At 64.1% G+C, this 21,344-nt stretch carries 23 protein-coding genes; 9 read left to right on the top strand and 14 right to left on the bottom strand.

Annotated elements, in window-relative coordinates; all coding sequences use genetic code 11:
- Positions 1–79 precede the first annotated feature (79 nt).
- Positions 80–1,360, bottom strand: coding sequence for a purine-cytosine permease family protein (locus tag N4G42_RS10220; protein ID WP_056067427.1), 1,281 nt, complete (start codon positions 1,358–1,360; stop codon positions 80–82).
- Between the two features lie 734 nt (positions 1,361–2,094).
- On the opposite strand from N4G42_RS10220, the gene N4G42_RS10225 reads away from it, so the two are divergent.
- A complete protein-coding gene (locus N4G42_RS10225) occupies positions 2,095–2,505 on the top strand; it encodes a hypothetical protein (protein WP_260667058.1) in 411 nt (136 codons plus the stop codon).
- A gap of 99 nt (positions 2,506–2,604) precedes the next feature.
- Here the strand turns inward: N4G42_RS10225 and N4G42_RS10230 are convergent, their stop codons facing one another.
- On the bottom strand, positions 2,605–3,003 hold the full coding sequence (locus N4G42_RS10230) for a RidA family protein (RefSeq protein ID WP_260667059.1): 399 nt from the start codon (positions 3,001–3,003) through the stop codon (positions 2,605–2,607).
- A gap of 454 nt (positions 3,004–3,457) precedes the next feature.
- Here N4G42_RS10230 and N4G42_RS10235 point away from each other — a divergent pair, with 454 nt between their 5' ends.
- Positions 3,458–3,985: a hypothetical protein gene (locus N4G42_RS10235; RefSeq protein WP_260667060.1), complete on the top strand. Its 528-nt coding sequence runs from the start codon at positions 3,458–3,460 to the stop codon at positions 3,983–3,985.
- Positions 3,986–4,300: 315 nt separating this feature from the next.
- Entirely contained in the window at positions 4,301–4,744 is a 444-nt protein-coding gene (locus tag N4G42_RS10240) for a DMP19 family protein (protein ID WP_260667061.1), read from the top strand.
- Between the two features lie 295 nt (positions 4,745–5,039).
- Here the strand turns inward: N4G42_RS10240 and N4G42_RS10245 are convergent, their stop codons facing one another.
- From N4G42_RS10245 to N4G42_RS10300, 12 genes are all read right to left on the bottom strand, one after another.
- The gene (locus N4G42_RS10245) at positions 5,040–5,921 is read right to left on the bottom strand and encodes a helix-turn-helix domain-containing protein (protein WP_260667062.1); all 882 of its coding nucleotides are present in this window, start codon (positions 5,919–5,921) and stop codon (positions 5,040–5,042) included.
- A gap of 12 nt (positions 5,922–5,933) precedes the next feature.
- Complete coding sequence (locus N4G42_RS10250; protein WP_260667063.1) at positions 5,934–6,293, bottom strand: nuclear transport factor 2 family protein; 360 nt, start codon at positions 6,291–6,293, stop codon at positions 5,934–5,936.
- 125 nt (positions 6,294–6,418) lie between these two features.
- Positions 6,419–7,486, bottom strand: a complete 1,068-nt coding sequence (locus N4G42_RS10255) for an NAD(P)/FAD-dependent oxidoreductase (protein ID WP_409557816.1) — start codon at positions 7,484–7,486, stop codon at positions 6,419–6,421.
- A 31-nt stretch (positions 7,487–7,517) separates the two neighbouring features.
- On the bottom strand, positions 7,518–7,847 hold the full coding sequence (gene fdxA / locus N4G42_RS10260; RefSeq protein WP_008904181.1) for a ferredoxin FdxA: 330 nt from the start codon (positions 7,845–7,847) through the stop codon (positions 7,518–7,520).
- A 114-nt stretch (positions 7,848–7,961) separates the two neighbouring features.
- Positions 7,962–9,332, bottom strand: a complete 1,371-nt coding sequence (locus N4G42_RS10265) for a sulfate adenylyltransferase subunit 1 (protein ID WP_260667065.1) — start codon at positions 9,330–9,332, stop codon at positions 7,962–7,964.
- Positions 9,332–10,285 (bottom strand): sulfate adenylyltransferase subunit CysD, encoded by a 954-nt coding sequence (gene cysD / locus N4G42_RS10270; protein ID WP_099729969.1) that lies wholly within the window; start codon positions 10,283–10,285, stop codon positions 9,332–9,334. Before cysD ends, N4G42_RS10265 begins: the two co-directional genes overlap by 1 nt.
- A gap of 14 nt (positions 10,286–10,299) precedes the next feature.
- Positions 10,300–10,923: a phosphoadenosine phosphosulfate reductase family protein gene (locus N4G42_RS10275; protein WP_108497447.1), complete on the bottom strand. Its 624-nt coding sequence runs from the start codon at positions 10,921–10,923 to the stop codon at positions 10,300–10,302.
- A 49-nt stretch (positions 10,924–10,972) separates the two neighbouring features.
- Positions 10,973–11,362: a DUF934 domain-containing protein gene (locus N4G42_RS10280; protein ID WP_395458275.1), complete on the bottom strand. Its 390-nt coding sequence runs from the start codon at positions 11,360–11,362 to the stop codon at positions 10,973–10,975.
- Positions 11,363–11,399: 37 nt separating this feature from the next.
- Positions 11,400–13,184, bottom strand: coding sequence for a nitrite/sulfite reductase (locus tag N4G42_RS10285; RefSeq protein ID WP_056067447.1), 1,785 nt, complete (start codon positions 13,182–13,184; stop codon positions 11,400–11,402).
- A gap of 6 nt (positions 13,185–13,190) precedes the next feature.
- Positions 13,191–13,994 (bottom strand): sulfite exporter TauE/SafE family protein, encoded by an 804-nt coding sequence (locus tag N4G42_RS10290; RefSeq protein WP_056744255.1) that lies wholly within the window; start codon positions 13,992–13,994, stop codon positions 13,191–13,193.
- Between the two features lie 136 nt (positions 13,995–14,130).
- Entirely contained in the window at positions 14,131–16,092 is a 1,962-nt protein-coding gene (gene mnmC, locus N4G42_RS10295) for an FAD-dependent 5-carboxymethylaminomethyl-2-thiouridine(34) oxidoreductase MnmC (RefSeq protein ID WP_260667066.1), read from the bottom strand.
- A 288-nt stretch (positions 16,093–16,380) separates the two neighbouring features.
- The gene (locus N4G42_RS10300) at positions 16,381–16,653 is read right to left on the bottom strand and encodes an oxidative damage protection protein (protein ID WP_010461281.1); all 273 of its coding nucleotides are present in this window, start codon (positions 16,651–16,653) and stop codon (positions 16,381–16,383) included.
- A gap of 159 nt (positions 16,654–16,812) precedes the next feature.
- Here N4G42_RS10300 and N4G42_RS10305 point away from each other — a divergent pair, with 159 nt between their 5' ends.
- From N4G42_RS10305 to ssuD, 6 genes are all read left to right on the top strand, one after another.
- Positions 16,813–17,835, top strand: a complete 1,023-nt coding sequence (locus tag N4G42_RS10305; RefSeq protein WP_056067453.1) for a sulfate ABC transporter substrate-binding protein — start codon at positions 16,813–16,815, stop codon at positions 17,833–17,835.
- 177 nt (positions 17,836–18,012) lie between these two features.
- Entirely contained in the window at positions 18,013–18,603 is a 591-nt protein-coding gene (gene ssuE / locus N4G42_RS10310; protein ID WP_146869620.1) for an NADPH-dependent FMN reductase, read from the top strand.
- 138 nt (positions 18,604–18,741) lie between these two features.
- A complete protein-coding gene (locus N4G42_RS10315; RefSeq protein ID WP_158236071.1) occupies positions 18,742–18,918 on the top strand; it encodes a hypothetical protein in 177 nt (58 codons plus the stop codon).
- 58 nt (positions 18,919–18,976) lie between these two features.
- Positions 18,977–19,948: a sulfonate ABC transporter substrate-binding protein gene (locus tag N4G42_RS10320; protein ID WP_116749593.1), complete on the top strand. Its 972-nt coding sequence runs from the start codon at positions 18,977–18,979 to the stop codon at positions 19,946–19,948.
- A 41-nt stretch (positions 19,949–19,989) separates the two neighbouring features.
- Positions 19,990–20,130, top strand: a complete 141-nt coding sequence (locus N4G42_RS10325; protein WP_203422183.1) for a hypothetical protein — start codon at positions 19,990–19,992, stop codon at positions 20,128–20,130.
- Between the two features lie 46 nt (positions 20,131–20,176).
- The gene (gene ssuD / locus N4G42_RS10330) at positions 20,177–21,340 is read left to right on the top strand and encodes an FMNH2-dependent alkanesulfonate monooxygenase (protein ID WP_260667067.1); all 1,164 of its coding nucleotides are present in this window, start codon (positions 20,177–20,179) and stop codon (positions 21,338–21,340) included.
- The last annotated feature ends 4 nt before the right edge of the window (positions 21,341–21,344 follow it).

The raw sequence follows: 21,344 nt of genomic DNA on the forward strand, positions 1-21,344 counted from the left end.
GCGATTTTTGGGTGTTTTGAGACTCAAGCGCTAGTCAATCATGCGCTGAGCGCTCATCTTTTGATAGTGACTGATTGGTTCAGTGTGCCTTGGGCCTCGTGGCCCAGGCGAGCACAAAGCTGAACACCAGTGCGGGCAGGGCAGAGCCCGCGTCAGGCAGTACCTTGGGTGCCAGGTGGTACACCGCGATGCCCGCCAGCCAGATGGCCACGGGCGCCGCATTCACCTTGCGCGCAGCCGCCAGCAGGGCGGGCGCATCGGTGCCGAAGGCCAGGCGCCCCAGAATCACGCCAAACAGCGGCACAAACACCGAGCTGAGCAGCAGCAAGAACGGCTCCAGGCTGTGCATGGGTAGCACCAGTGCCAGCCCGGTGCACAGCGCGGCCACCAGCAGGCCCCAGGCGCGCACGCCCCAGCGCGGCAGCAGGCTGTGGGCCGACACGGCGCCCGAATAGGCGTCGCCATAGGCGTTGTCCACCTCGTCGATCAGGATCAGCGACAGCGCAATCAGCCCGCCCTGGGCCAGCAGCAGCGCCTGCACCAGGTCCTGGCTGGGCAAGGTCAGCGCCACCAGCACACCGAGGCTGTAGCACCAGATATTGGCCAGCGCATAGCCCAGCCAGGTGCCGCGCAGTGCCGAGCCGCCGTTCTTGCCATGGCGCGCGTAGTCAGCCACCAGCGGCAGCCACGAGATGGGCATGGCGATCACCAGGTCCAGAGCGGGCAGCACGCCCATGCCGCCGTCGCCCTTGCGTGTCCACAGCGCTTCAAAACCTTGGGTTTGCGCCAGCGAGAGGAACTGCCACGACAGCCACAGCAGCGACAACACGACCAGCGGCAGGGCAATGCGCGCAATCAGCTTGCGCACCAGCTGCACCATCGACCCGCTGATCAGCAGCATCACCACGCCGCCCCACAGCAGCGTCGCCAGCACGGGCCAGTGGGCACCGGCCATGGCGCCCGACTGCTGGCCGATGGCCACGGTGGCATCGCGCATCACCACCAGCTCGAACGTGCCCCAGCCCACCAGCTGCACGATGTTCAGGATGATCGGCAGGCTGGCAAACGTGCGGCCGTACACGGCATGCATCAGCCCGGCGCTGGCCAGGCCGCTGTCGCATCCCAGCTTGGCCACCCAGCCCAGCAGGCCCGCGCCCACGATGGAACCGGCGACGATGGCGATGAGTGCCTCTTTGGTGCCCAGCGCAGGCATCAGGTAGGCACCCACCTGCATGACCAGCAGGCCCACGCCCAGGCTGAACCAGAGCGAGGCGTGGTCATGCCACTGGAAAACGCGGCGGTCGGGGGAGACGGGAGCCAGCGCTTCGTTGGTGGCGTGCGTGGCAGGCGATGAGGACATGGAATGGCTCCGTAAGCAGATACAGAGCAGGGGCCGCCCACCAGTGCGCCCTGAAGTGTTCAGGGCCGTGCCATGGCGGACTTGCTTCCCTGCGCGAGGATGATCTCAAGCCTGCAAAGTAAAACAATGCAGGCAACAGGTTCGAAGGGTTTGATCTCAGCCCAGCAACGGATTTATTGCAGGACACCCCCAGCGATATGGTTGGATTCTAGTTAAACAGGGTTGAGTGAGGTCAACGAGCTGTTTCACAAGTGGCGCAGTTCATTTCCTTCATGGGTGCGAATGGCGCCTTGAGGCAGCGGTGACTGTCGAGAGCGGGCCCGCTCGCGTCCCCCGCCGTGGGGCAGAATCCGGCCACAAGCGGACCTGAAGAGTTATGAAAAACAGAATCATGTACATCGAGGCGAAGTCGGGCGGGCTGACTGGTCCTGCTCGAATCGGCCGCGTGACTGCGTCGAAGACAGGAGCGACTCTGTACTACCAAGGCAAATCGTTTCAGAGCCTCAAAGGCACTAGATTTAAGTCAAACTACTTTGACGTTGAGACTGGTGAACACTATTGGATATCGGGTCCGCGTCGAGATGGTAGGGATGCGCTCTATCCGACGAATATTCAGCCAGGCATTGATGCGGACGTGGCTGACGAGTACTGGACAAAGATCAGGCAGCAACCAATGTCCCGGCGGTCGTAGTGCAGTTTCCGAATTCCCACTTTGATTCCGCTAGCACCTGCGCATGGCGGCAGGCCCCGGCCAGCGGCAGACTTTCAACTTAAAAGGCAGACTCCCCGGCATGAGTAACCACTTCAATGACGCGCATCCATGGGATATGACCCTTGCGATGCAGCTCCCAGGGAAAGTAGTTCTCGTGGGATTGGCCTACTTCGAAGCGCGAGCCGAGGAGCCTTTCGAGCAGCAACAACTGTTCGGCCGCATCGTCCATGCAGATGAGCACAGCGGAATTCTGCTATCGCTGCAAGGCCTGCGGGACGGCGAGCAGTACAACCTACCTCCAGATACGCGCTCGTTTCGAGAAGCACCACCCGGTGAGTACCGGCTTCGGAGCACCGGAGAAGTGGTGGTCGACCCCGACTTCACGGTCACGTTCTCAATTCGAAAGCAAGCGAACACTCAGCACGAGGGCTGAAAACGGCCAGGAGCAGCCGATCGCGTCTGGCGAAAGCGGACTGTCAACGTTCGAGCTAAGCTCCAAGTACCTTAGGGCGTCAGCTTGGGGGGTTAGGCCTCACCGAGGCTGAGCCGCACTCTTGACTACAGTTGCGTCCACCTCGACGAGCTGGCCGGGATGGCCAAGGCATGCGACCCCAAGGAGCGTCGCTGGAGGAACGGCACCAGAGAACCACTGTTGTACGCCAGCCCAAGCCTTTGTTAGGTTCTCCTGCTCGCCTACGACATAGACAACAAGGCGCTGAACGTCCCCCATCGAGAAGCTATGGACCGAAAGCAGCGCGTCCAGATTGTTCAAGCACTGTGCGGCTTGAGCGAGCGGATCCATGACCCCCACGAGCTGGCCCGCTGAGTTGTGAGGTACCTGCCCGGCGACATGAAGTTGATTTCCGGTGCGTCGGGCGTATTCGTAGCCTGGTGTGGCCGCCAAACCGGCGGTTCGTTCAAGTTCGTTCATTCGCTTGGTCGGAAAAGTGAGGCCCAACGTTGAAGCAGAGTCGCGAGCTGCGGCTTAGCGAATTCGTTCCAAACACTATAGCTTTGCGCATGCGGCTGGGCCACGCCATGGAGTCGTTCATCGTCAGACGACGGCTTTGTAGCTGTCCACTGGCCGACTGCTCCGGGCCCAAAGCCGTCGTTCAGAAGCTCTGCCGGAAGCCGCAATTGACTTGCTGCAGCGGCTCTTGGAAATCCCGGTGTCTGCCGACTGGCGAGCTATAGTTTGTCGAGGTGACGCTTGCCGGTTTTAGCGGACTTTTGTACTTGGATGTTTAAACAGTTCATCACTGCAAACCTATGCTGCAAGACACTTCCAGGAGAATCAGTGTCCAGAATATCCCGCGCGGTTCAGTTTATCCCACAGGTTTTGTGGTCTAAATCACATTAGTCCGCTCAGAACCCACACTGGATTTATGTCGAAGAACACTTTGCTTCCCTTGCTGCTTGCCGCCGCAACCGTCGTGAACCTCGGATGCACGACGGTTTCGTCCCAGACTTCCGTCGTGAGCCAGGCGGCAGCCGCCGGCGCCGGCCAAGATGTCAGAGTGGGCGCCTCCGCTCGGGCGCCAAGCCCTCCCATCGGTGAACTCGTACCTATCGAGAATTGGATAGTGACACTCGTCACAGCCAAGAGCGTCCCTAGGCTCGGTGAGGTTCGCGAGATCGCGGATACGTTCACGTTCGAGGGCCGAATCTATGCACACGCCACGTTGACGTCAAAACCCGGTGTTCACGGTGGGCAGCCATCTGTCGAGATTCGTTGGTTCAATGGGGATAGGCTAGTCTCGGTTCAGAAGGCCCAACCGGTAGTCAACAAGTCGCCGTACTACATGGTTTCGTCTACTTCAGGCACAGCGCTTGGAATAGGGCAAGGCAGAGTGGAGTTCACCGCCAATGGCAAGCTCATCGCCACCAAGGCGTTTGTCGTGTCCGAGAAGTGAAACTCTGTCAGCCGAGAGGGCGGCCCAAGTGCCACGTCGGTGGCGTCCGCTCAGCTCAATCGTTGAGCGTTCGCTTTCATCTGCCGCCGCAGGCTGCGGCTGGCCGAACTGCCCCACAGCGAGGGATGCTAGCGGGCCCTTAGCCTGCGATGGGGCCACATTCCCCGAAGCAGGCATTGATTCAGAATGGATTGATAAGAGCCAACAGCGTTCAGTCGATGAGCCCCATCCTGCCTACAAGCATCTTGTGTGCAGAATATCCCTCGAGATGCATTTTTATCCGGCAGTTTGTGTGGTCTAGATTACTTTATACGTATGACTCAGTCTCTGCTTGAACGTGCATCTGCATACGCCACAGCGAAGGTGCTTGAGGCGGATGGCTGCGTGAGTCGGTTACCAGAGGCCTTGCAAACAGTGGTGGTCATCAACACAACTCAGGGCATCATCGACAACGGCGGCCTGGAGTATTTCTACGAGAGCGACTTCCCCACGAATCTGCCGTATTCCTTCTTTGCGGAGGCCTTCCGTCGTATTGGTGTTGAGTCCGTCGCTTCGTGCATTGACGAAAGTTCACGCATGTTCCCGTTCCCGGAGCCACACCTACATGAGGCCAAGCGACGGACTTGGCTTGATTCCGTGAAGGACGACGAAGCGCATCCATTCGTCCATCTAAGTCGCAAGGCGTGCGGCGACGAGTTGGTATTTCAGAAGCTCGCCGAATATGTCGACAGGCATCGAGATGCATTCGGAGCTGCATAGCTGGGCAGTCAATTCAGACACCTTGCGGTAGAGGGCTCCACGACTATCGGAAGTCCTGCACCGTGTAGCCCTTCACCGCAAGGTGCCGGTTGCCTTTACGTTGAGTGTCCGCTCTCAATTGCAGCTGCTGACCACTCCTGGCCGGTAAGTAGCGGGCAGCTCGATTACTGTACCGACCCTGGCGCCGGATGATCTTAATCAGGTTCAAAGGGACTCTCTCAGTCGCTTCCGGCAGGCCAGTTCGACGCCCTAAGCGAGGGCGCCCCAAAGGAGCACGGTCCTCTTGGAGGTGGAGTCAGCGCTTGCCCTGGGCAATCGGGATCGCGTAGTGCATCACGGAGTCGCTGGACGTCGGGTGGTATTGTGAGCCGTAGATTTCCAGATCCGGTCCCAGGCTGTGCGACGGGCCGGCCGACAGCAGCCAGCTTGCGTAGATGTAGTTCACCGTCGCATCGACGTTCTGCGCAGGGCCCCGGTGGGTGAAGCGTGCATAGGTCGATCCGGGGATTTCCATGGCCACCATGCTTGGTGGCAGCGCACCGAGGCCCCGCACTTCGATGCAGGCCAGGTAGCGCAGTTCTTCGGTGTGGGGCCCCGCTGGGGCTACGACGCCGTAGCAGACCCCGGGCACGGTGTTCGCAATCTCGCCCAGCCGGGGTAGGAACTTCGCCCACAGGGGCGGCAGTTTTTGCCCCAGATTGTTCTTTTCGGAGTCGATGCCGTAGTAGTCCGTGGGCAGTCCGACCAGCTGCATGGCAGGCTGCTCCTTGATGTCGGGTTCCAGCGAAATGTTGTGGTGAATGTGCGCGAGGTAGCTTTCGTCGAAGCGGATCTTGCGCACGAACAGCGAGCGGTTGCCCATCTTGCGGTACTGCGACGGTGTGAGCCGAAAGCAATCGCGGAACGCGCGCGTGAAACTCTCCTGCGTCTCGTACCCCGACGCCAGCGCAATGTCGAGCACGCTCAGCCGTGTGTTGGTCAACTGCTCGATAGCCCGCGAGAACCGGCGCGAGCGAATATAGGCCTTGAGGGTTTCGTTGGTCAGCGCCTTGAAGATCCGCTGGAAGTGCCACTGGCTCATCCCGGCAGCCCGTGCCACCTCGGAAAGCTGGATATCGGATTCGAGATGGGCCTCGATGAAATCGATGCCCTCCTGGATTTGCCGGAGATAAAGCACGGTGGCGTCGGTTCAAGGGGTTTCAAAGAAACCGGTCATGGCAACCAGGCGATTCTGGTCGTTGTACCGGCCGTAGCTCACGCCTTCCCCGATCACCTGTCCGGTGCCATCCACCAGGTTCCATTTGGCGATGCTCTGCTGGTTGTGGCTGGCGAAATAGTGGGTCACAAAATGCCCGCCGGGGACCTGACTGTGAAAGTTGTCCATGTAGGCCGTCAATTGGTCCCAGCCCTGGGCTGTGGCCAGCGGGTCGTTGTAGGTGCAGGCGGGGTCGAGGGACTGGGTAAAAAGGGCTGTGCGGTCCGCGGCCGAATCGGTCTTCCACGACGCGGTGTAGGTGTCCCAGATGGATTGAAGGGGGGGTTGGCTCATGGCGTGCTCCTGGTGGGTGGATGGAGACGCCATCGTGCCGGGCGCTTGCGCGCCTTTTGGACATTTTGTGCTTATTTGTGGGCCCGTCGTTTGGGCACGAAGTGGCGAGCCCTGGCCCGCCGGGGCTACACGGTGGCAGAAGGTGCCGATAACGGTGCAACGCCCAGCAACTGGTGCAGGCGCGGACTGGTGGTGGTGTACTGCAGCGCCACCTTGTCGCCCTTGAGCACCTCGGCCGCACCAAAGGCCGCCAGCGTGGCTTCGTGGAAGCCGCACAGGATGAGCTTGCGTTTGCCGGGGTAGGTGTTGATGTCGCCCACGGCGTAAATGCCGGGCACGCTGGTGCGGAAGGCCTCGGTGTCCACCACCAGCTGTTTGCGGTCCATGGCCAAACCCCAGTCCGCAATGGGACCGAGGCGGGGCGAGATGCCCAGCACGGCCACCAGCAGGTCCAGCGCCAGGGCGCGGGTGCTGCCGTCGGCATCCACCACCTGTAGTGCGGTGAGGCGGTCGCCCGCAGTGTCAATGCCGGTGATCTGTGCGGCCTCGACGTGGATGCGGCCCGCATCGCGCAATTGCTGCAGGCGTTGCAACAGGGCTTCAGGCGCCTGGAACACGTCGCGGCGGTGCAGCAGGCTGACGCGGGTCGCCTGGCCTTGCTCGGCCAGATCCACGGCGCGGGCCACGGCGGGCTCGTCGCCGCCGTGCACGACGACGTGGCGCCCGGCCACATCCGCAGTCGCGGGCAGGTGTTGGTAGTGGACCTGGGTGCCCCCAAAGCGCTCGATGCCGTCCACCTTGAGCGTGCGCGGCACAAAGGCGCCTACGCCTGCGGCAATGAACACGGTGCGGGCCAGCAGTTGTGCGCCTTGCGAGGTTTCGACCAGCAGGCGTCCATCGGCCTGTACGGTGAGTGCGGACACCAGCGTGTTCAGGTGCCACTGGGTCTTGAACGGCGCAATCTGCTGAAGCAGCAAAGCGGCTAGCTCGCGGCCGGTGCACACCGGGATGCCGGGGATGTCGTAGATGGGTTTGTCGCCGTACAGCTCGACGCACTGGCCGCCCGCATGGGGCAGGGCGTCGATCAGGTGGGCGGTGATGCCTTGCAGGCCCAGCTGGAAGACCTGGAACAGGCCCACGGGACCCGCGCCGATGACAACGGCGTCGGTCTCTACGACGGCGGGCGCTTGCAAAGTCTCAGTCACCAGCGGGGCGCGCGGCGGGTTACTTGATCAGTTCGTTGACCTTGCCCGGCTTGCCATTCCATTCGTCGGCGTCGGGCAGCGCCGGCTTGCGCTTGGTGATGCTCTTCCAGCCGTCGGCAAAGGCCAGGTCGGCGTTGAGCTTGATGAAGGCGATCTGGTCGGCCGGCAGGTCTTCTTCGGCAAAGATGGCGTTGGCCGGGCACTCGGGGATGCAGACGGCGCAATCGATGCACTCATCGGGATCGATGACGAGCATGTTCGGGCCTTCGCGGAAGCAGTCCACGGGGCACACGTCCACACAATCGGTGTACTTGCACTTGATGCAGTTTTCGGAAACGACGTGGGTCATGACAGGAGTTGTGTGGGTCGGTGAAAACCCTCGATTTTAAAAGCTTTCACCGACCTTTGGTTGCAGGGTCCCTCACCCCGATGGGGTGACTGGGGCTTGGGGCGCTGATCTGGATCAGTTGACGAGCACGGCGCCAGCGGTTTTGTGGCTGGCAGTGTCCACCAGAATCAGCGAGCCCAGCACGCGGGCCTGGCTGAATGCTGCGGCGGGAATCGCCTCCTGCAGCAGCAGGTCCACATGGCCGATGGCATTGGGATCGAGCTGCGTGGCGGCTTCTTCGGCCAGCGTGTTGATGTTGAGCTTGTGCACCACGGCCTTGACCTTGGCCTTGACCCAGCGGTGGCCGTGCAGCGCCCAATACACGCGACCTGCGACCAAGGGCTCGTCGTCCATCCAGGCGACGGTAGTGCGCAGCTCGCGGCTGGCGGGCCAGGCCGGGGTGGCGGCGGGCGTGTCGCCAAAGTCGTCATCGGCTGGGGCTGCAGCGGGTGTGGGCGCTGCCAGAATCCAGTCGCCGCGCGATACGTCCACCTCGCGGTCCAGGATGATGCCGGCGCTGGTGCCTGCGGGCACGTCCTTGGGGCGGCGGGCGTGGTCCAGCACCTGGGCCACGGTGGCGAGCTGGCCGCTGGGGAAGATCTGCACGGCCGTGCCGGGCGCGAAGGTGCCCGCAGCTACACGGCCCCAGAACACGCGGCGGCCCTGGCTCGTGTCGGACGAGGACGAGAACTTCTCGACCCACTGCACCGGGAAGGCCGGTGCCAGTGCTGTGTCTGCCGGGGTGTTGGGCAGTTCTTCCAAGACTTGCAAGAGGGTAGGACCGTCATAGCCGCACCAGCCTGCGTGGGCGTCCACCACGTTCCAGCCCTTGAGGGCGGAGACCGGCACCATGGCTCGCACGGTGATGCCTGCCGCCTGGGCAAAGGCCTGCAGTGCGCCTTGAATATGCTTCCAGGCCAGTGCGGGGTCTTCCACCGCGTCCAGCTTGTTCACGGCAAACACCAGCGAGTGCACGCGCAGCAGATGGGCCAGCAGGCTGTGGCGGCGCGTCTGCGGCAGCAATGCGAGGCCAGGGTTCTTCCAGTCGAGCTTGGTCGCATCGACCAGTACCACGGCGGCGTCGGCGCTGGATGCGGCCGTCACCATGTTGCGGGTGTACTGCTCGTGGCCGGGCGCATCGCCGATGATGAACTTGCGCTCTTCGGTGGCGAAGTAGCGGTAGGCCACGTCGATGGTGATGCCCTGCTCGCGTTCGGCGGAAAGGCCGTCGGTCAGCAGGGCCAGGTCGGTCTCACCCTGGCGCTGCACGCCGGCCAGGTGGTCTTGCAGCACAGCCTTGCTGTCCACCAGCAGGCGGCCGATCAGCGTGCTCTTGCCGTCATCGACGGAGCCGCAAGTGATGAACTTGAGGGCGGAAATATGGTCGTTTTGGCCGGTAGCGCTAGTGTTGTTTGCGCCAGTAGCTATTGAATTGATAGCGGTCATCAGAAATACCCGTCCTTCTTGCGCTTCTCCATTGAAGCATCCGATGTCTTGTCGTCCATGCGCGTGGCGCCACGCTCGCTCACGTCGGCGGCCAAGGTCTCGATGACGATCTCGGCCGGGGTGGCTGCGGTGCTTTCCACGGGGGCGGTGCAGGTGATGTCGCCCACGGTGCGGAAGCGCACATCGCGCGTTTCCACCACATCGCCCTCACGCGGCGGGGTCAGCTCGGTCACGGGCATCAGCAGGCCCTTCTTGTCCACCACCTGGCGCTTGTGCGTGTAGTAGATGCTGGGCAGGCCGATCTGCTCGCGGTCGATGTACTGCCACACGTCCAGCTCGGTCCAGTTGCTGATGGGGAACACGCGGAAGTGTTCGCCGGGCTGCAGGCGGGTGTTGAACAGGGTCCACAGCTCAGGGCGCTGGGCCTTGGGCTGCCATTGGCCAAAGCTGTCGCGGTGGCTGAAGATGCGCTCCTTGGCGCGCGCCTTTTCCTCGTCGCGGCGGGCACCGCCGATCAGGGCGTCAAAGCGGAACTCTTCAATCGCTTCGAGCAGCGTGACCGACTGGTGCACGTTGCGCGACTCGCCGGGGTGGGCCAGGCGCACGGTGCCGCGCGCCATCGAATCTTCCACGCTGCGCACGATGAGTTCGGCGCCCAGCTCCTTCGCCCGGAAGTCGCGGAAGTCCGTCACTTCCGGGAAGTTGTGGCCCGTGTCGATCATCAAGAGCGGGTAAGGGATGCGGCCCGCGCCAAAGGCCTTCTCTGCGCACTTGAGCATGACCAGCGAATCCTTGCCGCCCGAGAACAGCAGGGCGGGGCGCTCGAAGGCGGCGGCGACTTCGCGCAGGATGAAGATGGTTTCTTCTTCCAGGGCGTCGAGGTGGGAGTTGTTGAGGTGGTAGCTCATGTTGTTGGTTTTCTCAAGCAGCGCTGAGTCGGTGCGGGCGTTCATGGTCGGACCTGGGGTCAGTGGGCAATGTGCAGGCCACACTCGCGGTTGTCTTCGCCCTTGGTGGGGTCCACGTAGTCGAAGTTGTTGGGCAGGCCGTGTTTCACGCAGTACTCGTGCAGGTCTTTGGACGACCAGTGCAGCAGCGGAGCCACTTTGACGAGGCCGTCGGGGTTGATGCTCACCGGGTCCATCTGCGCGCGCACGGCGGTGTCAGTGGCGCGCAGCGCAGTGAACCAGACTTGCGGCGCGGTCTCGCGCAGGGCGCGGGCAAAGGGCTCCAGCTTCACCTCTTCGGTGAAGGCGGCGTGGCGTGGGTCGTCCAGCGCGGGCGTAGGGCCGTCCACCGCTTCGCGGTGGGCGCGCGAGCGCAGGGGCAGGTAGATCTTCAGCTTCAACCCCAACTGCTGGGTCACTTCGTCGGCAAAGCGGTAGGTGGCTTCGGTGTTGTAGCCGTTGTCCATCCAGACCACGGGCACATCAGGATTCACCTGCGTGACCATGTGCAGGATCACGGCTTCGAAGGGGCGGAAGTTGGTGGTGACGATGCTGGTCTTGCCCAGGCCCAGGGCCCATTCCACGAGGGCGGGCGCGTTGCGGCCCAGGTCGGCGTTGATGCGTGCGAGATCGATTTGGCTCATGGTGAGGGACTCGTGTGTTGGTGCAGCGGGCGCGTGGGCAGTGCGCCTGTCAGGCAGCCTTGGCGGCAAACAGGGGTTGGGGGTTCACTGCGTCGCCCTGGTAGAAGCCAGGGAAGCGTTCAAACTGGCGCTGCGCATCGGCAGCGTCCACGCCCTCGCGCAGCACGGCGCTCGAAAAGCCCGTGCGTTGCATCTGCACCAGCTGATCGATCAACACGTCGCCGGTGGCGCGGATCTCGCCCGTAAAGCCACGGCGGCGGCGCAGCAAAAAAGCCTGGCTGAATGCGCGGCCATCGGTGAAGTTGGGGAAGTGCAGATCCACACGGTCCACGCCATCGAGCGGCAGGGCCAGCGCATCGGCATCGTTGGGCAGGGCCACGGCGCGGGCGTCGCCATCGGCAGGCGGCTGGTGGTCTTGGGCGGCGATTAGTTTCAACATCATGTCTGTGGGGCTGTGCTGTACGGCGCTGCGGGGCTCAGGCGGCAGCGGTTTCTGGTTCTTTGTGGCGTGCCTGCTTGGCGGCTTCCTTGAACGGGTCGAGGCCAGTGCGGCGCACGGTGTTCTGGAAGGTCTCGCCGCTTTCGCGCAGGTCGCGGTAGGTGCCGAGCACCGCCTCGATCACATCCGGCACTTCGGCCGCCGAGAACGATGGGCCAATCACCTTGCCGGCCACGGCAGCGCCCGACAGGTCAGAGCCGTCGGAGCCGCCCAGCGTGACCTGGTACCACTCTTTGCCGTCTTTATCGACGCCCAGGATGCCGATATGGCCGCTGTGGTGGTGGCCGCAGCTGTTGATACAGCCGCTGATGTGCAGGTCGATCTCGCCGATGTCATCCAGCTCGTCCAGGTCCTGGTAGCGCTGGGTGATGGCCTCGGCAATCGGCAGCGAGCGGGCATTGGCCAGCGCGCAGAAGTCGCCGCCGGGGCAGGCGATCATGTCGGTCAGCAGTTGCACGTTGGCGCTGGCCAGGCCCAGGGCCTTGGCTTCTTGCCACAGGTCGAACAGGCGGCTGGCGTGCACCCAGGGCAGCAGCACGTTCTGGTCGTGCGTCACGCGGGCTTCGCCAGCAGAGTATTTGTCCACCAGGTCGGCCAGTGCGATGAGCTGGTCGCTGGTGGCGTCGCCGGGCGACTGGCCGGGGCGCTTGAAGGACAGCGTGACGGCGCGCAGCTGGGCGTTTTGGTGGGCGTGCACATTGCGCTTGAGCCAGCGGCCAAACATCACATGCTCTGCAGCCTGTGCGTCCAGCGATGCCTGCAAGGCTGCGGGGGCCACGTCGGCAATGTCGGCCAGCTTGGGTGGCACAAAGCAGGCGGCCACGCGGTCAAATTCGGCCTGGGGGATGGTGTGGGGGCCGCCGTCGATCTCCAAAATCTGGCGGTATTCGGCTTCCACATCGTCGATGTACTGCTGGCCCTCGGACTTCACCAGAATCTTGATGCGGGCCTTGTACTTGTTGTCGCGGCGGCCGTGCTCGTTGTACACGCGTACGATGGCCTCGATGTAATTCATGATCTGGTTCCACGGCAGGAACTCGCGGATCACGGTGCCGATGACTGGCGTGCGGCCCATGCCACCGCCCACGAACACCTTGAAGCCGATCTCACCTGCATCGTTCTTGACCAGGTGCAGGCCCACATCGTGCCAGCCGGTGGCTGCACGGTCGTCCTTGGCGCCGGTGATGGCGATCTTGAACTTGCGGGGCAAAAACGCGAACTCGGGGTGCAGCGTGGACCACTGGCGGATCAGCTCCGCATAGGGGCGGGGGTCCACGATCTCGTCCACGGCGATGCCTGCTAGCGCGTCGGTGGTGGTGTTGCGGATGCAGTTGCCGCTGGTCTGGATGCCGTGCAGGTTCACGCTGGCGAGCAGGTCCATCACGTCCGCGCTTTTGGACAGCGGAATCCAGTTGAACTGCACATTGGTGCGGGTGGTGAAGTGGGCGCAGTGCGTGGGCAAGAACGTGGTGCCCAGCTTGCCCTGGCCTTCCATGGCGGCCTTGAAGACGGCGGCTTCGGGCTCGTCGTATTCGCGGGCAATCTGCGCCAGCACGCGCAGCTGGCGGCTGGCGATCTCTCCGTAGGGCACGGCCACGCGCAGCATGGGGGCGTAGCGCTGCACGTACCAGCCGTTTTGCAGGCGCAGGGGGCGGAAGTCGTCCTCGCTCAGCTTGCCCGTCTGCCAGCGCGTGAGCTGGTCACGGAACTGTGCGGCACGCTGTTTCACGAACTGGGTGTCGAAAGCGGTGTATTGGTACATAGGGGCTCAGATCAGAATCAGTTTGAAGCCTGCCCAGGCCAGCAGAATGGACAAGGCGGAGCGAATCAGGCGCTCAGGGGTACGGGCGACGAGGCGAGAGCCCAGCCAGATGCCCGGCAGCGAGCCAGCCAGCAATTGTGCAAGCAAAGGCCAATCCACCGAGCCCAGGGATGCATGACCCAACCCTGCCACCAAGGTCAAAGGCACGGCGTAGGCAATGTCGGCACCGATGATGCGCGGCAGCGGCAGCATGGGGTACACCAGCAGCAGCACCGTGACGCCGATGGCGCCCGCGCCCACCGAGGTAAAGGTCACCAGCGTGCCAATCACGGCGCCCAGCAACACGGGCAGGCTCCAGTGGCGGGGGCGGGTGGGGTCTCCGGTGTGGCTTTTGCGGGCAGCGGCTTCGGCCGCCTGGCGCTGGGCAGAAAACGCCACCACCTTGTAGAGCGTCGCCGCCGCCGTGAGCAGCAGGGCAAAGCCCAGCGTTGTGGTCATGATGGCCTGTGCCGTGCCGCTGGCGGGCCCCAGGACTTTCAGCGCCCACAGCGCCAGCAGCGCCGCCGGAATGCTGCCGGCGCACAACTGGCCCACCACCTTCCAGGGCACCAGCCGTTGGCGGGCCAGGCTCACGGTGCCGCCCATTTTGGTGAAAGCCGCGAACAGCAGGTCGGTGCCGACCGCCATGTGGGGCTTGATGCCGAAGAAGAAGATCAGGATCGGCGTCATGAGCGAGCCGCCGCCCACACCGGTCAGGCCAACGATGAGCCCGACGGCAAAGCCCGCAAAAACAAACGCCAATTCATGCATGGCGGCGAATGTAGAGGGGCTTCTTATGGATGCAAACTATTGTTTTGCTCTGCCAATATGCTTATTTGTTTATAAGCAAGGCTTGGCGCGGGCTGGCGGGGTGGCGGCCGCTGGCCACCCACTTGCCGAGAGGGTGTTACGGCAGGCGCTCGGTGCCCAGCGCCTTGGCCAGCCGCGCATCCAGCGGCAGCGGCTCGCCCTGCACTCGGGCGGCCAGCAGTTCGCCGCACAACAGCGCCAGTGTCAACCCCCGTGCGCCCATGGCCGTGCTTGCCCACAGGCCCGGCAGGTGGGCCGCGTCCACCGGGCCCACGAGAGGTAGCCTGTCGGGCGCGGTGCAGCGCACGGCGGCCCAGGTGCGCAGGGCGGGGGGCTCGCCCGGGGCGGGCTGAGGCGCCGACATAGCCAGCGCCTGGGTGAACAAAGGCTCCAGCTGGGGCGCGATGCCGGGCAGCAGGCTCTGCAGCTTGGCCCAGTTGGTGGCATGGGCGGTGTGGATGTCGGCTGTGCTGGGCGGCAGGGTCTGCACATCGCGTTCGAACGTCGAGCCCATCACCCAGCCTTGATCGCCATCGGCTTGATCGCCCAGCGGGAACCGGGGCACCAGGTTGCCATTGCCGTTGGCTGGGAACGGAATCGATGGTCGCAGCGGCGTTGCCGTGTCGGCATGTTGGCCCCACGACACCTGCCCGCGCACCGGCTGCAGGGGCCAGCGATGGTTCAGCAGCGCCGCGCTGCCGGCGCCTGCGGCAATGACCACGGTGGGCGCCTCGGCCAGCACCTGGCCGTGGGCATCGATCACTTGCCACGTGGTGATGTCCGGACTGTGCGTCGTGGCGGGTGTCTCCATGCGCCGCAGCTGGGCCACCGCGCAATTTCCCCGCCATTGGATGCCAGGTTGGCCCAGCAAGGCCCTGGCCAGGCGCGCCGGGCGCACCCAGCCCGCCTGGTGGTGCCAGCAGGCGGTTGCGTCGGGCGGTAACTGGGCAGCAGCCAGGGCAGCGGGGGGGGCAGGCTCGCTCCAGGCGGCACCCGGCCCTTGTGTCCAATCGGGTGACAGGCCGGGGCTGCCGTCAGTGCGGTGCTCCAGCACGCCGCAATGCGCCCAGTCCACCCCCTCGTTCAGCAACCAGCGGGCCTGCTCCAGCGTGGAGCGGATGCCGCTGCGCGACAGGCGCGACAGCACACTGTCGTCGGGCGACACATGGGGCGCGAAGACCCCGGCGGGCAGGGCGGACGCGCCTGCGGCGGGTTCGGCGGCCTGGTCCAGCACAGTGACCTGCCAGCCGCGTCGGGCCAGGCTGGCGGCGGCGGCGGCACCTGCAATGCCGCCACCGATCACGATGCAGGGGCCGGGCAGAGAGGGTTCCGGTGTCGCACCGGGCTGGCGCGGGGTGCGGGGCTCCCAGCGCGGGTTGAAGGTGGCATGCAGGTTGTCGCGTTTGGGCGGCACGCCGGGCACGCGGGTCACTTCAAAGCCGCATTGCGCCAGGGCATCGCGCACGGCGCGTGCGATGGTCCAGGTGGCGAGTTGCGTACCGCGACGGCAAGAGCGCGCCACGGCCTTCAGAGTGTGCCGGTCCCAGCTTTCGGGGTTGCGCTGGGGGCTGAAGCCGTCGAGGTAGATGGAGTCCACCGTCAGGTTCTGCTGGCGCAGCATTGCCTGGGTGTCGCCCACATACAGGGTGAGCAGCACCCGGCCTTCATCAAAACGCAGGCGGTGCACGCCCGGCAGCAGGCCCCACCACTGGCGGTGCAATGCCTCAGCCAGCGGCGCCAGCTCAGGGTGGACCGCGGTGGCGCGCAGCAGGTCGGCTGCACTCACAGGCCAGGCTTCGGTCGATACGAAATGCAGCAGCGTGGGGCGCTGCGGGTCAGCCCGCCAGGCGGCCCAGGTCACCAGGAAATTCAGGCCAAAGCCAAACCCGGTCTCCAGAATGCGCCACTGCGATTGCCCCGCCCAGGCCTCGGGCAGGCCACAGCCGTGCAAAAACACGCGGCGGGCCTGGGTGAGGCCGCCGTTTTCGCTGTGGTAGCGGTCGCCGAAGCGGGGGCTGTAGGGGGTGCCATCCGGCAGCCACTCGATGGGTTCAGTCATGTGGACGGCAAAAGGCCAGCGTGGCGCCGGCCTGTTGGAAAGGGAAGGCGGTTTTTACCGCGAACCGCTCCAGGGTGCGTTGCGCTGCGTCACGCGCCGGGCGGGACATATCCCGCTGCAGCGTCTGCGTCGCTGCCAAAGAAGTGGTATTGGCGAAATCATTTCTCGCAGTGCTTCACTACGTTACGCACTGGGCGGGACGTATCCCGCCGCGGCGTCTGCGCCGCCGCCAAAGAAATGGTTTTGGCGAAACCACTTTTTTGCAGCGCTGCACTTCGCGTCGCTCCGTTACGCGCTGGGCGGGACGTAGCCCGCCGCGGCGTCTGCGCCGCCACCAAAAAAGTGGTTTTCCATCTGGCGTGCCAGGTACTGGCGGGCGCGGGCATCGGCCAGGTTCAGGCGGTTTTCATTGACCAGCATGGTCTGGTGCTTGAGCCAGCCGGCCCAGGCTTCCTTGCTCACGCTTTCCCAGATTCGCTTGCCCAGCTCGCCAGGGTAGGGCGGAAAGTCGAGGCCTTCGGCTTCCTTGCCGAGCTTGATGCATTGAACGGTGCGTGCCATGGGATGTCCTTGGTGTGGGGCGAGCGAAAAAAAGCTTCGCTCAGATGATTTGGATATTAAGAACTGAAATCTCAGTAGTTCCAGTTTTGAAGAGGGCCTTCCAGAATGCGTTCCATCGGTGATTTGCACCGCAACACATTCACAAAAAGAGGCCCTTCCATGAACTTTCGCCGCGACTTTATCAAGTTTCCCTTCGCCGCTGCCCTGGTGAGCAGTTTGGCCCTGACGGCATTGCCGTCGTTTGCACAGTCTGTGACGCTGCTCAATGTGTCGTACGACCCGACCCGCGAGCTGTACGTGGAGTTCAACCAGGCCTTTGCCAAACACTGGAAGGCCAAGACCGGCCAGGACGTGACCATCAAGCAAAGCCACGGCGGCTCGGGCAAGCAGGCGCGCTCCATCATCGACGGGCTGGACGCCGACGTGGCCACCCTGGCGCTGGCGGGCGACACCGATGCGCTGCACACCAACGGAGGCTGGATCCCGAAAGACTGGCAAAAGCGCCTGCCGCACAACAGCTCGCCCTACACCTCCACCATCGTGCTGGTGGTGCGCCAGGGCAACCCCAAGGGCATCAAAGACTGGGACGACTTGGTGCGCCCCGATGTGAAAGTGATCACACCCAACCCCAAGACCTCGGGCGGTGCGCGCTGGAACTACCTGGCAGCTTGGGAATTTGCCAAGCGCAAGTACGGTGGCGACGCCAAGGCCAAGGACTTCGTGGCCAAGCTGTACGGCAACGTGCCCGTGCTCGACACCGGCGCACGCGGCTCTACCATCACGTTTGCGCAGCGCAACCAGGGCGACGTGCTGATTGCGTGGGAGAACGAGGCCTACCTGCTCGAAAAGGAATTCGGCACCAAGTTCGACGTGATCGCGCCGTCCATCTCCATCCTGGCCGAGCCCGCCGTGTCGGTGGTGGACAAGAACGTGGACAAGAAGGGCACGCGTGCCGTGGCCGAGGCCTATCTGCAGTACCTGTACACCGAAGAAGGCCAGGACATTGCGGGCAAACATTTTTACCGCCCCGCAGTCTCTGACAAGGCCAAGGCCAAGTACGCCAAGCAGTTCCCCAAGCTGAACCTGTTCACCATCAACGACGCGTTTGGTGGCTGGGACAAGGCTGCCAAGGACCACTTTGCGGACAACGCGAGTTTCGATCAGATCTACACGCGCAAGTAAGCAGGCCCAACCGCCCCGAAGGTGGCTGGGGCGATGCTCCAGCCTCCATGGAAGAACCCTGGCCCCAACGGGCCGGGCGGGGCGTTGTTTGTCCTTTTTATAAGAAAAACAAGCTCAAGCGCTAGTCCGTCATGCGCTGGTAGCTATCAAAACAGTAGTAACAAAGGAACCAACACCATGTCCGCCTTGCTCATCGCTGGCAGCCCTTCAGAGCGCTCCCGCTCCGCCGCCTTGCTCGACGCCGTGGCCCAGCGCCTGTCGGTGCGCGGCGCGCTGGTGGATCGCATCCATATCCGCGACCTGTCGCCCCAGGCGCTGTTGCTGGCCGATTTTGGCCATCCCACCGTGGTGAAGGCGATTGACCAGGTGGCAGATGCCAGCGTGCTGGTGGTGGCTACGCCCGTCTACAAGGCGGCGTACAGCGGTGTGCTCAAAGTGTTTCTGGATTTGTTGCCGCAGACAGCTCTCAAGGGCAAGACCGTGCTGCCCCTGGCCACGGGCGGCAGCCCGCACCACATGCTGGCGCTGGACTATGCGCTGCGCCCCGTGCTGCAGTCGCTGGGTGCCAAGAGCATCCTGCCCGGCATCTACGCCACCGACGCCCAGGTCACGCTGACGCCCGAGGGCACCTACCACGTGCAGGCCGACATTGCCGCCCGACTGGATGACGCGGTGAACGTGCTGGTCACCGAAACCCTTCGCCCATCGCCCGCCCAGGCCACACGGTTCGCGCCCGTGCATTTCTCGCAAGTGCGATGTAGCGTCTGACGGACCACGCGCCTGCGGCCCTGGCCGCAGGCGCCCACGCTCCGCCCGCCTTCCTCCTTTCCATTGTTTTCCTGGTAATGCCCGCTGAGCGCAGGCAGGGTGGGCTGTTGCCTGCTTGTACAAAAAAAGGTGCTGTTCATGTCCGGTGACGCAATCCCTCTGTCCGCACAGCCACAGGCTCCATCGGTCCTTGAAGACCGACCCCTGGGTTTGCGCGACGCCCTGCGCTGGCTGGGTATTGCCTTGCTGGTGGTGGCCTCGCTCGTGGTCATCGGTGCCTTCTTGCTCATGCCGGTGGTGCCTGTCGCGGGCTGAATTCCCGCGGTTTTGGCCTCTTTTTGCCGCCCCATTTTTCTAGAAACAAACCATCACTATGACGACACATTTCTCTCTTCATCGCCGCCAGGCGCTGCTCACCGGTCTGGCCGCCGCCGCTCTCGGCGTCACGGGGGCCCCGGCCCTTGCACAAACGACTGCGCCCGGCCGCGTGCTGCGCGTGGGCCACCAAAAAGGCTGGCTTTCCATCCTCAAGGGCCGTGGCACGCTTGAAAAGCGACTGGCCCCGCTGGGCGTGAAGGTCACCTGGACCGAGTTCAACGCCGGCCCCGTGCAACTCGAAGCGCTCAACGTCGGCTCCATCGACTTTGGCGACGTGGGCGAAGCCCCGCCCATCTTCGCCCAGGCCGCTGGCGCGCCGCTGGTCTATGCGGGCGCCACGGTGCCGCGCCCAGCGCTGGAGGCCGTGATCGTGCCCAAGGACTCCCCGATCCGCAGCGTGGCCGACCTCAAGGGCAAACGCGTGGCCTACAACAAGGGCTCCAACGTGCAGTATTTCCTGGTCAAGCTGCTGGAGAAGAATGGTCTGAAATACGGCGACGTGCAGTCTGTCTTCCTGGCCCCAGCCGACGCGCGCGCCGCGTTTGAAAAGGGCGCAGTCGATGCCTGGATCATCTGGGACCCGTTCCTCGCTGCCGCCCAGAAGACGCTGGATGCCCGCCTGCTGGCCGACGCCACGGGAGTGGTCAACAACCGTGCCTACTACTTCACCTCGCGCGACTTCGCGACCAAGAACACCGATGTGTTGCGCATTGCGATCGAAGAGGTCAACGCGATTGACACCTGGGCGTCCAAGAACAAGGCGGCTGCAGCCGCAGAGCTCTCTGCCGTTCTGGGGCTGGACAAGTCCATCACCGAGCTGTACCTGAACCGCGCGCAGTTCGGCACCGCCCCGGTCACGCGCGAGATCCTGGCTGAGCAGCAAGGCATTGCCGACACCTTCTTCGACCTGAAGCTGATCCCCAAAAAGCTCAACCTGCTGCACGCCGCGCCGGTCGATCTGCTGTAACCCCACCACCCAGACCACAAACACGTTCCAAGGAGCTTGCCATGCCTGCGCCCATGCCTTTCCCGTTGCACGCCCAGCTGCGACGCGTTCTGTGCGTCACGGCCACCGCCTGGGGGCTGGACGGTCAGCAGCGGCGCGCGGTCTTGCGCCCGCCCCAGTTCGGCTTTGCCATCTCCTACTGATTTCGTTCGGACCTCGTTGAGATCCCGTTTTGAAGAGACCTGTCCCATGCAAATCTTCTGGTTCATTCCCACCCACGGCGACAGCCGCTACCTTGGCACCGCCAAAGGCGCACGCCAGCTCAGCCATGACTACCTCCAGCAGGTGGCGGTTGCCGCTGACAGCCTGGGCTACGAGGGCGTTCTGATCCCCACCGGCCGCTCCTGCGAAGACCCGTGGGTGGTTGCGTCCAGCCTGCTTGCCGTGACCAGGAAGCTCAAGTTCCTGGTGGCGGTGCGCCCCGGCCTGCACCAGCCCGCACTGGCTGCACGCATGGCGGCCACGTTCGACCGGCTCTCGGGTGGGCGACTGCTCATCAACCTGGTGACTGGGGGCGACCAGGCCGAGCTGGAGGGCGACGGCGTGTTTCTGGACCACGCCACGCGCTACGAGCAGTCGGCCGAGTTCATCCGCATCTGGCGCGAAATCCTCACGCGCAGCCACCAGGGCGAAAGCCTCGACTATGAGGGCAAGCACCTCACGGTGAAGGGCGCAAAGCTGCTGTTTCCGCCCTTGCAGCAGCCGCACCCACCGGTGTACTTCGGTGGGTCGTCCGACGCCGCCCACGACCTGGCGGCCGAGCAGGTGGAGACCTATCTGACCTGGGGTGAACCACCCGCCGAAGTGGCCAAGAAGGTGGCCGACGTGCGCGCCCGCGCTGCAAAGCGGGGCCGCACGGTCAAGTTTGGCATCCGCCTGCACGTCATCGTGCGCGAAACCGAAGACCAGGCCTGGGCCGCTGCAGAAGAACTCATCAGCCATGTGGACGACGTGACCGTGGCGCGTGCCCAGGCGGTGTTCTCACGCATGGATTCCGAAGGCCAGCGCCGCATGGCGCAGCTGCATGCGGGTGGCGTCAAGCGCAGCCGCGCCGACCTGGAGATCAGCCCCAACCTGTGGGCTGGTGTGGGCCTGGTGCGTGGTGGTGCGGGCACGGCGCTGGTGGGTGATCCGGAAACGGTGGCGGCGCGCATCGAGGAATACGCGGCGCTGGGGCTGGACACCTTTGTGCTCTCGGGCTATCCGCACCTGGAAGAGGCTTACCGGTTTGCCGAGCTGGTGTTCCCGTTGCTGCCCGTGGGCGCGCGCGAGAAGCTCTCTGGCGGCAACCCACTGGGGCCGTTCGGCGAGACCGTGGCCAATGACTTTGTGCCCCGTGCGTCGCAAAGCTGAACCG

The organism is Acidovorax sp. K2F, from assembly GCF_025246485.1.
Classification (GTDB): domain Bacteria; phylum Pseudomonadota; class Gammaproteobacteria; order Burkholderiales; family Burkholderiaceae_C; genus Acidovorax; species Acidovorax delafieldii.